General features: G+C 61.2%; 14 protein-coding genes. 5 read left to right on the top strand and 9 right to left on the bottom strand.

The window, feature by feature from the left end; translation table 11 throughout:
• Positions 1-216: 216 nt before the first annotated feature.
• The 3 genes from adeC to ACM530_RS02865 are packed head-to-tail and all read right to left on the bottom strand — an operon-like array spanning position 217 to position 5,987.
• Positions 217-1,674, bottom strand: a complete 1,458-nt coding sequence (gene adeC / locus ACM530_RS02875) for an AdeC/AdeK/OprM family multidrug efflux complex outer membrane factor (protein ID WP_119738870.1) — start codon at positions 1,672-1,674, stop codon at positions 217-219.
• Positions 1,671-4,835, bottom strand: coding sequence for an efflux RND transporter permease subunit (locus tag ACM530_RS02870; protein ID WP_242194184.1), 3,165 nt, complete (start codon positions 4,833-4,835; stop codon positions 1,671-1,673). Before ACM530_RS02870 ends, adeC begins: the two co-directional genes overlap by 4 nt.
• Positions 4,836-4,838: 3 nt before the next feature.
• Positions 4,839-5,987 carry an efflux RND transporter periplasmic adaptor subunit gene (locus ACM530_RS02865; RefSeq protein WP_119738874.1) on the bottom strand — a complete coding sequence of 383 codons (1,149 nt, stop codon included), beginning with the start codon at positions 5,985-5,987 and terminating at the stop codon, positions 4,839-4,841.
• Positions 5,988-6,273: 286 nt separating this feature from the next.
• Here ACM530_RS02865 and ACM530_RS02860 point away from each other — a divergent pair, with 286 nt between their 5' ends.
• Entirely contained in the window at positions 6,274-6,906 is a 633-nt protein-coding gene (locus ACM530_RS02860; RefSeq protein ID WP_027604391.1) for a TetR family transcriptional regulator, read from the top strand.
• A gap of 385 nt (positions 6,907-7,291) precedes the next feature.
• Here the strand turns inward: ACM530_RS02860 and ACM530_RS02855 are convergent, their stop codons facing one another.
• From ACM530_RS02855 to ACM530_RS02845, 3 genes are read right to left on the bottom strand one after another with little or no spacing between them, the layout of a single operon-like run.
• Entirely contained in the window at positions 7,292-8,347 is a 1,056-nt protein-coding gene (locus ACM530_RS02855; RefSeq protein WP_416364237.1) for an alkene reductase, read from the bottom strand.
• Between the two features lie 31 nt (positions 8,348-8,378).
• Positions 8,379-9,545, bottom strand: a complete 1,167-nt coding sequence (locus ACM530_RS02850) for an MFS transporter (RefSeq protein ID WP_017137251.1) — start codon at positions 9,543-9,545, stop codon at positions 8,379-8,381.
• 14 nt (positions 9,546-9,559) lie between these two features.
• The gene (locus tag ACM530_RS02845) at positions 9,560-9,886 is read right to left on the bottom strand and encodes an ArsR/SmtB family transcription factor (RefSeq protein ID WP_145162776.1); all 327 of its coding nucleotides are present in this window, start codon (positions 9,884-9,886) and stop codon (positions 9,560-9,562) included.
• Between the two features lie 154 nt (positions 9,887-10,040).
• Between ACM530_RS02845 and ACM530_RS02840 the strand changes: the two genes are divergently transcribed.
• Positions 10,041-10,625 carry an ACP phosphodiesterase gene (locus tag ACM530_RS02840; protein ID WP_404487270.1) on the top strand — a complete coding sequence of 195 codons (585 nt, stop codon included), beginning with the start codon at positions 10,041-10,043 and terminating at the stop codon, positions 10,623-10,625.
• Positions 10,626-10,738: 113 nt separating this feature from the next.
• Here ACM530_RS02840 and ACM530_RS02835 read toward each other — a convergent pair whose 3' ends face one another.
• Together ACM530_RS02835 and olsB are read right to left on the bottom strand one after the other, a co-directional pair.
• Positions 10,739-11,530, bottom strand: coding sequence for a lysophospholipid acyltransferase family protein (locus ACM530_RS02835; RefSeq protein WP_242194176.1), 792 nt, complete (start codon positions 11,528-11,530; stop codon positions 10,739-10,741).
• Positions 11,530-12,285: an L-ornithine N(alpha)-acyltransferase gene (gene olsB / locus ACM530_RS02830; RefSeq protein ID WP_119738887.1), complete on the bottom strand. Its 756-nt coding sequence runs from the start codon at positions 12,283-12,285 to the stop codon at positions 11,530-11,532. Before olsB ends, ACM530_RS02835 begins: the two co-directional genes overlap by 1 nt.
• A 185-nt stretch (positions 12,286-12,470) precedes the next feature.
• Here olsB and ACM530_RS02825 point away from each other — a divergent pair, with 185 nt between their 5' ends.
• Together ACM530_RS02825 and ACM530_RS02820 are read left to right on the top strand one after the other, a co-directional pair.
• Positions 12,471-13,544, top strand: a complete 1,074-nt coding sequence (locus ACM530_RS02825; RefSeq protein WP_416364236.1) for a serine hydrolase domain-containing protein — start codon at positions 12,471-12,473, stop codon at positions 13,542-13,544.
• Positions 13,541-13,855 carry an amidase gene (locus ACM530_RS02820; RefSeq protein WP_416364235.1) on the top strand — a complete coding sequence of 105 codons (315 nt, stop codon included), beginning with the start codon at positions 13,541-13,543 and terminating at the stop codon, positions 13,853-13,855. The genes ACM530_RS02825 and ACM530_RS02820 overlap by 4 nt, the downstream gene beginning before the upstream one ends.
• A 310-nt stretch (positions 13,856-14,165) precedes the next feature.
• On the opposite strand, the gene ACM530_RS02815 is transcribed toward ACM530_RS02820, so the two are convergent.
• Complete coding sequence (locus ACM530_RS02815; RefSeq protein WP_416364234.1) at positions 14,166-14,456, bottom strand: DUF3077 domain-containing protein; 291 nt, start codon at positions 14,454-14,456, stop codon at positions 14,166-14,168.
• A gap of 532 nt (positions 14,457-14,988) precedes the next feature.
• Between ACM530_RS02815 and ACM530_RS02810 the strand changes: the two genes are divergently transcribed.
• Positions 14,989-16,164, top strand: coding sequence for a M20 aminoacylase family protein (locus tag ACM530_RS02810; protein ID WP_416364233.1), 1,176 nt, complete (start codon positions 14,989-14,991; stop codon positions 16,162-16,164).
• Positions 16,165-16,212: the final 48 nt, after the last annotated feature.

The following is a 16,212-nucleotide window of genomic DNA, read 5'->3' as shown; positions in this document are numbered from 1 at the left end:
GGCAGGTTGTGGCGAGCGGGCTTGCCCCGCGTTGGGTGGCAAAGCCGCCCCAATTCAGGCGCCGCGTAGTGCCCGGTGGAAATTGGGCGCCTGGTTCGGGGCCGCTTCGCGCCCCAACGCGGGGCCAGCCCGCTCGCCACGAGGAGAGGAGGGTTATCACCAGGCATAAAAAAACCGCTTCCGGTGAGGGAAGCGGTTTTCTCTACAACAGCACGATTAGAACAACTTCAGTGCCGGTGCTTCTTCTTTCACAGGCTCATTCTTCGCGGTCTGCTCGTTCCAGCCACCACCGAGGGCCTTGTACAGGTTGACCTCGCTGTTGAGCTGCGCCAGACGGTCGGTGATCAGCGATTGCTGGGCACTGAACAGCTGGCGCTGGGCGTCGAGGAACGTCAGGTTGCTGTCGACACCAATGCGGTAGCGACGCTCGGCCAGGCGGTAGTAATCCTGGTTGGCCGCGACGAAGCCACGCTGGGCGTCCAGTTGCTGCTTGTAGGTCGCACGCGCGGCGAGGCCGTCGGAGACTTCCTGGAAACCGGTCTGGATGGCCTTCTCGTAGTTGGCCACGTTGATCTCTTTCTGGATCTTCGAGTAGTCCAGGCTTGCGCGCAGGCTACCGGCGTTGAAGATCGGGATGTTGATCTGCGGCGCAAACGACCAGGTGCCCGAACCGCCCTTGAACAGGCCGCCCAGGGTTGGGCTGGCAGTACCGGCACTGGCGGTGAGGCTGATGCTTGGGAAGAACGCTGCACGCGCCGCGCCGATGTTGGCGTTGGCGGCCTTGAGGTTGTACTCGGCTTGCACAATGTCGGGACGACGTTGCAGCAGGTCCGATGGCAACCCGGCTGGCACTTCGCTGAGCAGGTCATCCGACAGCGGCTTGCTGGCGATATTGGCCGGCAAACCGGTGCCGAGCAGCAGGGTCAGGCTGTTTTCGTCCTGGGCCACCTGGCGTGTATAGCGCGCCAATTGCACACGCGCGTTTTCCACCGAGGTGCGCGCCTGGCTGAGGTCGAGGGCCGAGGCCACGCCGACTTCGTTGCTGCGCGAGGTCAGCTTGTAGCTCTGCTCGAATGCACCGAGGGTGTCCTGGGTCAGCTTGAGCAGTTCCTTGTCGGCCTGCCAGGTCAGGTAGGCGTTGGCCACACTGGCCACCAGGCTGATCTGGGTGCTGCGCCGCGCTTCTTCAGTGGCGAAGTACTTTTGCAGTGCTTCTTCGCTGAGGCTGCGCACGCGGCCGAACAGGTCCAGCTCATAGGAACTGATCCCCAGGCCCGCCGAGTACTGGCTGGTGATGCCCGCTTCGCCGGTCTGCGACAGCTTGGCCGGCGTACGCGTACGGCTGCCGCTGCCAGTGGCCGAGATGGCCGGGAACAGGTCGGCACGCTGGATCTGGTACTGCGCCGCGTAGGCGTCGATGTTCAGGGCCGCGACACGCAGGTCACGGTTGTTGACCAGCGCGGTCTGGATCAGCTGTTGCAGGGCAGGGTCATGGAAAAACTGCTTCCAGCCTTGCTCGGCAGCGGCCTGGCCCGGCGCCTGGGCCGACGAATACGCCGGCCCCTGCGGGTACTGCGCTGCCACCGGCGCTTCGGGGCGCTGGTAGTCAGGTATCAGCGAGCAGCCACTGAGCACGAATGCCGTGACGGCTAGGGAAAGTAGCGACTTGCTCATTGGCCAGCCTCTTTAGGAGTTTCAGTAGTGTCCGTCTTTTTGTTGCGCTCGCCAGCAGACGACACGGTTGCAAAGAACAGTGGCACCCAGAAGATCGCCAGGACGGTGGCGGTGATCATACCGCCAATTACGCCGGTACCGATCGCGTGCTGGCTGCCTGAGCCTGCGCCCGAGGAGATGGCCAGCGGCAATACGCCGAGCATGAACGCCATGGACGTCATGATGATCGGGCGCAGACGCATACGAGAGGCTTCGATGGCCGACTCGACAATACCTTTGCCCTGCTCGTGAAGCTCTTTGGCGAACTCCACGATCAGGATGGCGTTTTTCGCCGCCAGGCCCACCGTCACCAACAGGCCCACCTGGAAGAACACGTCGTTGGACAGCCCGCGCATGCTGGTGGCGATCAACGCACCGATCACACCCAGTGGCACCACCAGGATCACCGCGATTGGAATCGACCAGCTTTCGTACAGCGCTGCCAGACAGAGGAACACCACCAGCAGCGACAGGGCGTACAGCGCAGGCGCCTGGGAGCCGGACAGACGTTCTTCATACGACAGGCCGGTCCACGCATAACCGACACCCGCCGGCAGGTCCTTGGCAATGCGCTCGACTTCTGTCATCGCATCGCCGGTACTGTAGCCAGGTGCCGGAGTACCGAGGATTTCCATCGCGGCTACACCGTTGTAGCGCGAGAGCTTCGGCGAGCCGTAGATCCACTTGCCCGACGAGATAGCCGACATTGGCACCATCTTCCCGGAGGTGCTGCGCACGAACCATTTATCCAGGTCTTCCGGGGACATCCGGCTGAAAGCATCGCCCTGCACATATACTTTCTTCACGCGACCACGGTCGATGAAGTCGTTGACGTAGCTGCCACCCAGGGCGATGGCCAAGGTCTGCTGAATGTCTGACAGGCTGATGCCCAGGGCGCTGGCCTTCTCGTCGTCGACGCTGAGCTCGTACTGCGGTTCATCGTTCACGCCGTTGGGACGCACACCTGCCAGGATCTTGCTTTGTGCCGCTGCACCCAGGAACTGGTTGCGCGCAGCCATCAGCTTGTCGTGACCGACGCCGCCCTGGTCTTGCAGGAATACGTCGAAACCGGTGGCGTTACCCAACTCCAGAACCGAAGGCGGCACGATGGCATACACCATGGCGTCCTTGAACGTCTGAGAGAAGTAAGTCTGGGCGCGCTTGGCAATTTCGAATACCGAGTTGGATGCGTCGCGCTCCTCCCATGACTTGAGCATCACGAAGGCCAGGCCAGAGCTTTGGCCACGGCCCGCAAAGTTGAAGCCGTTTACGGTAAACACCGATTTTACGCCTTTGCCTTCGCCTGGCTCGCCTTCCTTGTCGTTCAGCAGGTAGGCACGCATGTCGTCAATGACGGTTTGCGTGCGCTCCGCCGAAGAACCGACCGGCGTCTGTACCTGAGCGAAGATCACGCCCTGGTCTTCATCGGGCAGGAACGCGGCGGGGATGCGCATGAACAGCCAGATCATGCCGGCCAGGATCAGCGCATAGACCAGGAACGCCGGAATCTTGTGCTTGATCATGTTGCCGACGCCGCGTTCGTAGCTCAGTACGCCACGGTCGAACGTGCGGTTGAACCAGCCGAAGAAACCGCGCTTGGGTTGGCCGTGCTTTTCCGGGTCGATCGGCTTGAGCATGGTTGCGCACAAGGCCGGGGTGAAGATCAGGGCAACCAGTACCGACAACGCCATCGCCGAAACAATGGTGATGGAGAACTGTTTGTAGATCACACCGGTGGAACCGCCGAAGAACGCCATCGGCAGCAGTACTGCGGACAACACCAGGGCAATACCCACCAGGGCGCCCTGGATCTGGCCCATGGACTTGACCGTCGCCTCTTTAGGCGACAAGTGCTCCTCGGCCATCACTCGTTCGACGTTTTCCACCACCACGATGGCATCGTCCACCAGCAAGCCGATGGCCAGGATCATGCCGAACATGGTCAGGGTGTTGATGGTGAAACCGAACGCAGCGAGGATCCCGAAGGTACCCAGCAATACCACCGGTACGGTCATGGTGGTGATGATGGTGGCGCGGAAGTTCTGCAGGAACAGGAACATCACCAGGAACACCAGCACGATCGCTTCGACCAGGGTGTCAACCACACCGGAGATCGATTCGGTCACCACCGGGGTAGTGTCATACGGCACCACCGCCTTCATGCCTGGCGGGAAGAACGGTTCCAGGGACGCCACGGTGGCGCGGATGGCCTTGCCGGTGTCCAGAGCGTTAGCACCGGCCGCCAGCTTGATCGCCATGCCGGATGCCGGTTTGCCGTTGAACTGTGCCGCGATGCTGTAGTTCTGACCGCCCAGCTCGATACGGGCGACATCCTTCAGGCGTACCTGTGAGCCGTCGGTATTGACCTTCATCAGGATATTGCCGAACTGCTCTGCAGACTGCAGGCGGGTCTTGCCGATGATGGTTGCGTTCAACTGGGTGCCGGGCACGGCAGGCAAGCCGCCGAGTTGGCCGGTAGCCACCTGCACGTTCTGTGCGGAGATCGCGGTGCTGACATCCACTGGCGTGAGCTGATAGTTGTTCAGCTTGGCCGGGTCGAGCCAGATGCGCATGGCGTACTGCGAGCCGAACACCTGGAAGTCACCTACACCGGCGGTCCGCGAAATCGGGTCCTGGATGTTGGACACGATGTAGTTGGACAGGTCGTCCTTGGTCATGCTGCCGTCTTCCGACACCAGACCGATTACCATCAGGAAGTTCTTCACCGACTTGGTCACGCGGATACCCTGCTGCTGCACTTCTTGCGGCAGCAGTGGGGTCGCCAGGTTCAACTTGTTCTGCACCTGAACCTGGGCGATATCCGGGTTGGTACCCTGGTTGAACGTCACGGTGATGGTCATGCTGCCGTCGGAGTTACTGTCCGAGGAAACATAACGCAGGTTGTCGATACCGTTGAGCTGTTGCTCGATGACCTGCACCACGGTGTCCTGCACGGTTTGTGCAGACGCGCCTGGGTAGGTCACCTGGATGTCGATGGCGGTCGGCGCAATGGCCGGGTATTGGTTGATGGGCAACTTCAGGATCGACAGTGCCCCGACCAGCATGATCACCAGGGCAATTACCCAGGCGAAAATGGGACGGTCGATAAAAAATTTCGACATGGATTACTCCCCTTTACCAGCATCGGCAGCAGGCGCTGCGGCAGTGCCGGCGGGTTTGGCGTTGTCTGCGTCCTTGACCTTGACTTCGATGCCCGGCTTGATGAATTGCAGGCCTTCGGTGATCACGCGGTCACCGGCGTCCAGGCCTTTTTCCACCAGCCAGTAGGCGCCGGCAGTACGGTTGGCGACCAGCTGACGTTGCTCGACCTTGTTGTCCTTGTTCACGATCAGCGCAGTCGGGATGCCCTTGAGGTCACGGGTCACGCCTTGCTGCGGGGCCAGAATGGCCTTGCTGTTCACACCGGCTTGCAGCTGGGCGTGGACGAACATGCCCGGCAGCAGGGTGTGATCAGGGTTCGGGAACACGGCGCGCAGAGTCACGGAACCGGTGGTCTGGTCGACCGACACTTCAGAGAATTCCAGCTTGCCGTCCTGGCCATAGGCGCTGCCATCTTCCAGGGTCAGCTTGACCTTGGCGGCATTTTCGCCGGCTTTTTCCAGCTGGCCGCTTTCCAGGTCACGGCGCAGTTTCAGCATTTCAGCCGAAGACTGCGTGACGTCGACATAGATCGGGTCCAGTTGCTGGATGACAGCCATGGCATCGGCCTGGCCATTGCTGACCAGTGCGCCTTCGGTGACCGAAGAACGGCCAATACGCCCGGAGATCGGCGCGAACACTTTGGTGTAGCGCACATTGATCTGGGCGGTTTGAACGTTTGCTTCGGCAGTCATGCGGTTAGCGACGGCAGTGTCGTATTCCTGGCGGCTGACGGCTTGCTCATCGACCAACTGCTTGTAGCGGTCGGTGATGGACTTGGTCTGGGTCAGGCTGGCTTGTGCGCTTTTCAGGGTCGCGTCATACACCGATGGGTCGATCTGGTAGAGCTGTTGCCCTTCCTTCACGTCGGCGCCTTCCTTGAACAGGCGCTTGAGAATGATGCCGTTGACCTGAGGCCGAACTTCCGCAATGCGGAAGGCGGTGGTACGCCCCGGCAATTCGGAGGTCAGGGTAAAGGCTTGCGGTTGAATGGTGACCACGCCGACCTGAGGGGTTTGAGCGGGCGGAGCCGCTTCTTCCTTTTTACATCCGCTGAGCAGCGATGCCAGGGCGACGGCAGTGACCAGAGCGGTAACAGCTGGCTTAAGTTGCATGAAGATCCTCGGGTCAGGCGCGCAGAATGCGCACAAGAAGTGTGGAAGGGTAAAAAACAAGCTGTGAGTAGATAAGTAGCTTGCTACGCAATATACTTACGTTCATGGTTGTTTGTAAACTCTTGACAGGCTTCGCGGAATGCTGACAAAGCAGGTCCAAAAGCCTCGATTTTAGTACGTTCGGCGCCCATGACGGTGTCGTCCCACAATTATTTAGATGATCGTTACCGCCTATTAAAGCTGCGTTACCGATAGTCCCAAGTGTTCTGATTGAGGTTTTACTGCCATGGTTCGTCGCACCAAAGAGGAAGCTCAGGAAACGCGCAGCCAGATTCTCGAAGCCGCCGAACAGGCCTTTTATGAACGCGGCGTTGCGCGCACTACGCTGGCGGATATCGCGGCGCTGGCCGGTGTGACGCGCGGTGCCATCTACTGGCATTTCAGCAACAAGTCCGATTTGCTCCAGGCACTGCTGGACACGCTGCACGAGCCCCTGGACGAACTGGCCCGGGCGAGTGAAAGCGAGGATGAAGTCGATCCGCTTGGCTGTATGCGCAAGCTGTTGATTCATTTGTTTCATCAGGTGGCCCTGGACCCGAAAACCCGGCGCATTAATGAGATTTTGTTTCATAAGTGCGAGTTCACCGATGAAATGTGTGACATGCGCCGCCAGCGCCAGACCCATAGCCTGGAATGCAACCTGCGTATCGGCCTGACATTGCGTAACGCGGTCCATCGCGGGCAGCTTCCGGAAAATCTCGACACCACCCGTGGTGCGGTGTGCATTCATGCCTACATCAATGGGCTGATTGGCCAATGGCTTCTGGTGCCCGACAGCTTTCAGTTGCATCAAGAGGCCGAGCGCTGGGTTGATGCAGGGCTGGACATGCTGCGCCTGAGCCCCAGCCTGCGCAATTAAGACAAAATGCGTAATTGCGTCCAGTTGTGTCAACAGCAAAGACAAGCGACAGTCGATCGTCCTTGCGCCTGAAAGGTGGGGTGACTTTATATACGGGCTGGCGGCCGGTTGATAGGTAGCCGCCTAAGTATTTTGTAGCAATATTGTTGCTAGCCTGTGAAGGAATGTTTCTAAAGCTGGCGCAAATCAGCATGTTGGAGCGGCTTGTGTGTGAGCCGGGCTTGCCCGCGATGCAGACACCTCGGTACGCCAGAGGCACCGCAGCGCTGCTATCGCAGGCAAGCCAGCTCCCACATAGGCCCGCCGCCACATTCAATCTCCGGTATTCCAGCGCGCAGTAAAAAGCCCCGGTTCTTGCGAACCGGGGCTTTTGCGTTTCAGACGATCAAAGCGCCAGGGTTGGGTAGTCGATGTAGCCGACCGGGCCCTTGGCGTAGAAGGTTTCCGGGTGCGCTTCGTTCAGCGGCGCGTCGGCCTTCAGGCGGGCTGGCAAGTCGGGGTTGGCAATAAACGGTACGCCGAAGGCCACCGCGTCTGCCTTGCCCGAGGCCAGCCAGGCATTGGCGCTGTCCTTGGTGAAGCGTTCGTTGGCGATGTAGGGGCCACCGAAGGCTTTTTTCAGTTGTGGACCGAGGCTGTCGCCGGCTTCTTTTTCACGCGAGCAGATGAACGCGATGCCACGCTTGCCCAGTTCGCTGGCGACGTAGGTGAAGGTTTCGGCCAGGTTGTCGTCGCCCATGTCATGGGAGTCGGCACGCGGCGCCAGGTGCACACCCACGCGGCCGGCGCCCCAGACGTCGATGGCGGCGTCGGTCACTTCCAGCAGCAGGCGCGCACGGTTTTCCAGGGAGCCACCGTAGTTGTCGGTGCGCTTGTTGGTGCTGCTTTGCAGGAACTGGTCGAGCAGGTAACCGTTGGCGCCGTGGATTTCCACGCCGTCAAAGCCTGCGGCCTTGGCGTTTTCGGCGCCGACGCGGTAAGCGTCAACGATATCGGCGATTTCAGCGGTTTCCAGCGCACGAGGCGTCGGGTAGTCGGCCAGCGGACGCACCAGGCTCACGTGGCCCTTAGGCTGGATCGCGCTGGGTGCCACCGGGGTTTCGCCGTTCAGGTACGACTCGTGGGAGATACGTCCGACGTGCCACAGTTGCAGGAAAATCTTGCCGCCCGCGCCGTGCACGGCCTTGGTCACATTGGCCCAGCCGCGTACCTGGTCGTTGGACCAGATGCCCGGAGTGTCCGGATAGCCCACGCCCAGCGGTGTCACGGAGGTAGCTTCGCTGAGGATCAGCCCGGCAGACGAGCGTTGCACGTAGTACTCGGCCATCAGCGCGTTGGGTACGCGGCCTTCATCGGCACGGCAGCGGGTCAGCGGCGCCATGATGATGCGGTTGGACAATTGCAGGTCGCCCAGTTTGATCGGATCGAAAATAGTCGTCATGGGATAACACCCTTCTGTTTAAGTGGATTGATCAGTTGGTCGCAGGGGCCAGGTCGGCATCGCCGCTCTGACGGAAAGTAATCAGGGTCACCAGCAGGGCCAGAATCGCCAGGGCCGCAGCCGCCAATGGCACGCTGGTCAGGCCGAAACCATGGGCAATCACACTGCCGCCGACCCAGGCGCCGAGGGCATTGCCGATGTTGAAGGCGCCGATATTCAGGGTGGACACCAGGTTCGGTGCGGCCTTGCCGAAGGTCACCACGTTGATCTGCAGCGCCGGTACGGCGGCGAACGAGGCGGTGGCCCACAGGAACAGGGTGATTTCAGTCGGGATCACCGCGACGCTGGTCCAGGTCAGCACCGTGGACACCACCGCCATGCTGATGAACACACCGATCAAGGTGGCCGCCAGGCGTTTGTCCGCCAGCTTGCCGCCGATGATGTTGCCCACGGTGAGGCCCAGGCCGATCAGCAGCAGGGTCCAGGTCACGCCTTTGGGCGACACGCCGGTGACGTCGCCCAGCAGCGGCGCGACGTAGGTGAAAAGGGTGAACATGGAGGCGGCGAACAGCGCGGTCATGGTCAGCGACAACCAGATGCCGGCACCTTTGAGGGCGGCCAGTTCGGCGCGCATGTCGAGTTTTTCTTCGTCACGCTTGGCCGGCAGAAAGCGGATCAGGCCGATCAGCGCCACAACGCCGATTACCGTCACGGCCCAGAAGGTCGAGCGCCAGCCAGCTTCCTGGCCCAGCGCGGTACCCAGCGGCACGCCAAGCACATTGGCCAGGGTCAAGCCGGTAAACATCAAGGCGACCGCGGATGCTCGTTTGTTGGCCGGCACCAGGTTAGCGGCGACCACCGAGCCGATACCAAAGAACGCACCGTGGCACAGCGCGGTGACCACACGGGCAAACATCAGCACGTTGTAGTCACTGGCCAGGGCGCAGAGCAAGTTGCCGACAATAAAGATGCCCATCAACGCTACGAGGGCGGCCTTGCGTGGCAGCTTGGCGGTGGCCAGTGCCATGAAGGGTGCGCCGATGGCCACGCCCAAGGCGTAGCCGGTGACCAGCCAGCCGGCGCCGGGAATCGACACGCCCAGGTCCGCCGCCACATCGGGCAGCAAGCCCATGATGACGAACTCGGTGGTGCCGATGGCGAAGGCGCTCAGGGCCAGTATGAGTAGCGAGAGGGGCATTTGCGTTTCCTTGGTTACAGCGGTTCGATGATTTCAGCGCTAAGTTCAGTCGTAAGCGCCGTGAGAAAGGCTTGGATCACTTCCTCATTGCGTCTGAAAAAGTGCCACTGCCCGGCCTTCTGGCTGCTGATCAAACCCGCCCGTTGCAAGGTCGCCAAGTGGGCCGACACGGTCGACTGGGACAAGCCGCAGCGCTGGTCGATCTGCCCGGCGCAGATGCCGTATTCGTGGTTGTGCACTTGCTCGGGGAACTGCACTTTCGGGTCTTTCAGCCAGGTGAGGATGTCTCGTCGTACTGGGTGCGCCAGGGCTTTTATTATTTCGTCGAGGTCGATGGACATGGCAGATGCTCGTTTTCGTAAAACGTTATATCGCGATGAGGCGAACTTTAAATCGTTACATCCCGATACACCAATATGCTTTTGGTCTTAGGACCGGCTATTTCGGTATATCGGGTTATAACGATACATGCATGGCAGTGGTAGACTGCGCGCCATGAATTATCTCGCACATCTGCACCTGGGCGGCCAACTTCCTGCGCAATTGCTGGGCAGCCTCTATGGTGACTTCGTCAAAGGCCGCCTGCAGGGCCAGTTCAGCCCGCAAATCGAAGCGGCGATCCAGTTGCATCGCTCCATCGATCGCTTCACCGACAGCCACCCATTGGTAGGCGAGGCGTTGTCACGCTTCAGCCTGACGCGCAAGCGCTACGCCGGGATTGTCCTGGATGTGTTTTTCGATCACTGCCTGGCGCGGGACTGGGCGCTGTATGCCGACCAGCCGCTGGAGCGCTTCACGGCGCAGGTGTACCGCGTGCTGGCGGCCGAGCCGCAGCTGCCGGGACGGCTGGCGCAGATCGCACCCTATATGGCGGCGGATGATTGGTTGGGGTCGTACCGCGAGTTCGCGGTGATGGAACAGGTGTTGCGCGGGATCTCACGGCGTTTGACCCAGCCCGAGGAATTGAGGCATGCCATGCAGGAGTTGCGGGTGTTGTATGAGCCGTTGAGTGAAGACTTTCGGCTGTTCTATCCAGAGTTGCAGAAATTTGCACAGCTCCAACTGACAACTGAGATCTAACTGTGGGAGCTGGCTTGCCTGCGATAGCAGTCTGTCAGTTGAAAGAGATGTGGCTGACCCGCCGCTATCGCAGGCAAGCCAGCTCCCACATTTTGAACTGTGTTCCGTTCATCTCAAGCTGCAAACGCCGGCCGAGCATCCACTTGCTCCGCCTCCGGCAACGGCCCAAACAACGCCTTCTGCACCGCCTGCTGCGCCTGGAACGCCAGCGCCGCGCGTTCCTGCCCGGCACACGCAATCGGCTGCAGCACATGAATCTCCACATCGCCCTGGTCGTTGGCAAACAGGCGCATCAGGTGCGAGAGCAAATCGTCATCACCAATAAACGGTGCCAGCGGGTCCACTTGCCCATCACGCAAATAACGAATCGCCACCGGTTGCAGCGACACATCGGCATCAATCGCACTGGCCAGCAAACGCCCGTGGAAGGTGCGCAGGCTGCGCCCGTCCGTGGTGGTGCCTTCGGGGAACATCAGCAGCGGGTGCTGTTGCTCCAGATGGCGAGTCATCTGCTTGCGGATCAACTGGCTGTCGCCCGAACCCCGGCGGATAAACAAGCTGCCGGCTTTGGCCGCCAACCAGCCGGCCACCGGCCAGGTGCGCACTTCGGCCTTGGACAGAAAGGACATCGGCGCCACAGCGCCCAGCAGTGGGATATCGGTCCAGGACACGTGATTGCTCACCCACAGCATCGGCGTTTTTGGCAATTCACCGTGCACCGTCACACGAAAGGGCAGGGCGTGGGTCAGCCGCGCCATAAAGAATCGCGACCAGCGCTGGCGGCGCACCATCGAGTTGGCCACGCCCAAACGCTCGAACACGCCAAACACGCTGGCCATGCTCAGCCCCAGCGCCACCACCAACAGCACCCGGGCGATGCGCCCGTACACGCGCAGGCGGGCCATTACATGGCCGCCTTGAAGTGGCGGGCATAACGTGGGCACAGCTCGTCACGCTTGAGCAGAATGAACACGTCGGCCACCTGGAAGTCTTCATCCCAGCACGGCTCGCCGCAGATCTTCGCACCCAGGCGCATGTAAGCCTTGAGCAATGGCGGCATTTCGGCGATCACGTTGGACGGCAAGTCCAGTGCCGGCAGTGGCTTTTTCGGCTCGGCGCGCAGGTGTTCGTTGCACAGGTAGCGTTCGCGCAGGCGCTGCATGATCGCGTGGGCCTGGATGCCGCCGTCGTGCATCGGGATGCTCGCGCAGCCCATCAAGTAGCTGTAGCCGCCCTGGTTTAAGACTTCCGCCAACTCGCCCCACAACACGGCAATGGTGCCGCCGTTGCGGTAGGCCGGGTCGACGCAGGTGCGACCGATTTCCAGGATCGGGCCTTGCAGGTGCAGCAAGCCGTGCAGGCTGAATTCTTCTTCGCTGTAGAACCGGCCCAGGGTGCTGGCGGCCTGGTGGTCGAGCAAACGGGTGGTGGCGACCAATCGACCGCTGTTCAAATCCCGCACGCCGATGTGGCTGCAGTGAACATCATAGTCATCCATGTCCAGACCCAGTTCCGCGCCTTTCAGCTTGGCGTTGAACTCGCCGCTGAACACGTTGAACCGCAGGGCCTGGGCTTCCTGCAAAGCCTTGGCGCCAATCAGGCGTTCGGCTTGCAGGCGGCGTTCATTGCCGGTGTCGCTGATGCGGGCGATCTGAGTCATGGCGAATCTCCGAGTGCCAGCCACATTTCGGCCGGTCGACTTGTTTGTCCAAACTCAGGCTATGTAGGCTCGGTGTCAGCGCCATGAAGTTACGGTGACGCTTAGATGACAGCCGTTGATGTCGCCAATCTGTCATGCGCCTCGGCTAGGCTCGCGGGCTTGAATGCCCCCTTGAGTTCGCGTCCATGGTCCGAGGCTTGTTGTGCGTTGCCCTGCTGTTTGTCACCGTTGCCGCCCGCGCCGACACCTGGCCTGACAAGGACTGGGCCCATGGCACAGCACTCACCGGCCCCGCTGTCGATGCTCTGACTGCCTATGCGTTCCCAACCCGTGACGACGCCACCCGCCAAGGCATTCGCACCGACGCGCTGCTGGTGATCCGCGACGGCGAGATCATCTATGAGCGCTACGCCGCACCCACTACCGCGAGCACGCCGCACCTGACCTGGTCGATCAGCAAAAGCCTGATGGCCACGGTGCTGGGCGTGGCCTATGGCGAAAATCGCTTCAAACTCACCGACCCCGCCGCACGCTTCTACCCGCCGATGAAGCAGCACCCCAAGGTGACGATGGCCGACCTGCTGCACTGGGCCTCGGGCCTGGACTGGCAGGAAGATTACGAATACGCCCCGCTGAAATCCTCGGTGGTGGCGATGCTCTACACCCGTGGCCGCGCCGACATGGCCGAGTTCGCCGCCGACACCGAGGCCGCAGCGGCACCGGGCCAAGCCTTCCGTTACTCCAGCGGCGACAGCAACATCCTCTCCGCCACCCTCAAAGGCATGCTCGGCCACAAGGCCTATATGAGTTACCCGTGGGACGCGCTGTTCAAGCCGCTGGGCATTCACAACGCCACCTGGGAAACCGACGCCGACGAAACCTTCGTCGCCTCCTCTTACGCCTACCTCACCGCCCGCGACCTGGCGCGCGTCGGCCTGCTGATGGCACGCGATGGGCGCTGGGGCGAGCAGCAATTGCTGCCCAAAGAGTGGGTCGCCTTCAACCGCCAACCCTTCGACAACTACAAAGCCGGCCAGGACGAAGCCATACCCGGCGGCCAGTGGTGGTTGAACCAGGGCGCGCCAATACCATGGCCCGACGCCCCGGCCGACACCTTCGCCGCCCTCGGCCATTGGGGCCAGGCGCTGTTTGTGATGCCCGATGAACACCTGGTAATCGTGCGTTACGGCGATGACCGCGACGGCAGCTACCGCCACAACGAACTGCTCAAGCGCGTGCTCGCGGCGGTGCAACCATGATTCGTCGTCATCCGTTCATCAGCCTGTTTCTACTGCTGTTGCTCGCGTTGCTGGGCTGCGTCTGGCATCAGCGCGTCAACCTGCAAGCCTTCCCCGACATCATCGCGGCGTACACCGCCAAGGAGTATTGCTCGTGCCGGTATGTGCAGAACAATCCGGCCGAGTATTGCCTGGGGTATGTGAAGCAGTACGTGCCGACCAGCGCGTTCAGCGACAACCCGGAGCGCAGTGAAGTGACGGCGAGCGGGTTGGGGCGCACGCACACGGCGCGCTGGCTAGGCGACCGTCAAGGCTGCCGCCTCAACCCCTGACACACCCAGGATTCCCTGTGGGAGCTGGCTTGCCTGCGATGCAGACACCTCGGCACATCAGGCATAACCAGTTGATGCCTTCGCAGGCAAGCCAGCTCCCACATTTGACCGAGTACACGCGTCTACCTGATGTACTGAGCTCAAAATGTGGGAGCGGGCTTGCTCGCGAATACGGTGGGCCAGTTATATATAAGCCGACTGACACACCGCCATCGGGAGCTAGCCCCCTCCCACATTGGATTTGCATTAATCATTGGAAATGAGAGAGGTCCAGGCAGGCGCCCGATGCACTGCACCGGGCGCGAACGACTTACTGCGAGGTTGGGCTGCCAGGCTGCAATGCCAGCAGCAAGTCATCAATGATGGCCTTACCCATTTCTCCCAGGTAATGCGAGGCGAATGCAAACTTCTCCGCCTTGGGATCCATGGCAGCTTCAAGGGAGAGCATTTTTGCGTAATAGAGCACGTGGGATGCGTGTTCCAGGGCTTCCACAAGCGGAACCCCGGCGTTGACGCGGAACACTTTCAGATGGCTTTTGTTCTCTCCGCAGTCTGCGAAGGTGGCGGCGCCGATGGTTTCGGCTGATGTTGCGTTAGTCATAACTGATTCCTTTTGCATGAACAAAAAGAGCTGCCACTAACGTTTCCAGGCGAAGGGTGGCAACTGTACGCGGGCTGGAAACCGAGGCAAAAGGAACCCGGCAGACCCGAAGGTCTCCCACGTACAGCCGCCAAAAAGCACAAACTGCAGGCATAAAAAAAGCGCCTGCTGATTGTTTGACGACGCTGTAGCGTCCTTAAGCATCGGGTTTCCAGGCCCGGTCACTGATGAGCAGCGACGGAGGCGAGGTTAACTCTATGCACGCGCCGTCGCAACCGGTGGCCAATAGCTGTCCGCAATCTGCGTTGCGTGGCGAGGGAGATTGGCCCCGTTTGACTGCGCAGCAGTCACCCGCTTTTAGGGGCGCTTCGCACCCCAGCGCAAGCAAGCTTGCTCGCCACAGGGTTATTAGGTGTCCGCCTCAGGTTCCACCCAGTGGAACCACCTTTGATTGTCCTCCCGCCCACATCGCGGTTAGCTGGCGATGTGTCGCCAACAAGAACGGGAACACCCGCCTGTGAGGAGAATCACCATGCGCCCACACCAGCACATTCTGGATTGGCTCAGCGACGTCGCCAGCGACTTGCACGCCGTGCGTCAAGACATCCACGCCCATCCCGAACTCGGTTTTGAAGAAAACCGCACCTCAGCACTCGTCGCGCAATCCTTGAAAAATTGGGGGTATGACGTGCACACCGGCATCGGCAAAACCGGTGTGGTCGGCGTGCTGCGTAATGGCAGCAGCTCACGTACGTTGGGCATTCGCGCCGACATGGACGCCTTGCCCATCTTCGAAAATACCGGCGCGGCCTACACCAGCCAGCACGCCGGTTGCATGCACGCCTGCGGGCATGACGGCCACACCACCATGCTGCTCGGCGCCGCACGTTATCTGGCGGCGACGCGGCAATTCGACGGTACGTTGAACCTGATTTTCCAACCCGCGGAAGAAGGCCAGGGCGGCGCGGAGGCGATGCTGGCCGATGGTTTGCTCGAGCGTTTCCCCTGTGACGGCTTGTTCGGGATGCACAATATGCCGGGCTTGCCGGCTGGGCATTTGGGCTTGCGGGTCGGCCCGATGATGGCTTCGCAGGACTTGCTCACCGTGACCCTCGAAGGCGTCGGCGGCCACGGGTCCATGCCGCATTTGACGGTGGACCCGTTGGTTGCGGCGGCGAGTATGGTCATGGCCTTGCAGACTGTGGTGTCGCGCAACATCGACACCCAGGAAGCCGCCGTGGTCACGGTCGGCGCGCTGCAAGCAGGGCAGGCCGCCAACGTGATTCCTCAACAAGCTCTGTTGCGCCTGAGCCTGCGCGCGTTGAACCCCAAGGTGCGCGAGCAGATGCTGGAACGCGTCAACGCAATCATCCAAACCCAAGCCGCCAGCTTCGGCTGCACGGTGCAGATCGAACACCGCCCGGCCTACCCGGTGCTGGTCAACCATGCCGAAGAAACCGAGTTCGCCCGCCAGGTCGGCGTCGCCTTGCTCGGCGCCGATGCGGTGGACAGCAATACGCGCACGCTGATGGGCAGCGAGGACTTCGCCTGGATGCTGCAGCGCTGCCCCGGCAGTTACCTGTTTATCGGCAACGGCGTGTCGCGGCCGATGGTGCATAACCCCGCCTATGACTTCAACGACGACATCCTGCTGACCGGCGCCGCCTACTGGGGCGCGCTGGCCGAGAGCTGGCTCAAGCCTGCCTGACGACCGCCTTTTTCTGCCGCTGGACCCTTGCCCCTTATCGGTTGAATG

Source organism: Pseudomonas sp. NFX183 (assembly GCF_047943075.1).
GTDB lineage: Bacteria > Pseudomonadota > Gammaproteobacteria > Pseudomonadales > Pseudomonadaceae > Aquipseudomonas.
The sequence above is the reverse complement of the archived record's forward strand: the minus strand, read 5'-3'. Positions and strand labels throughout refer to the sequence as shown.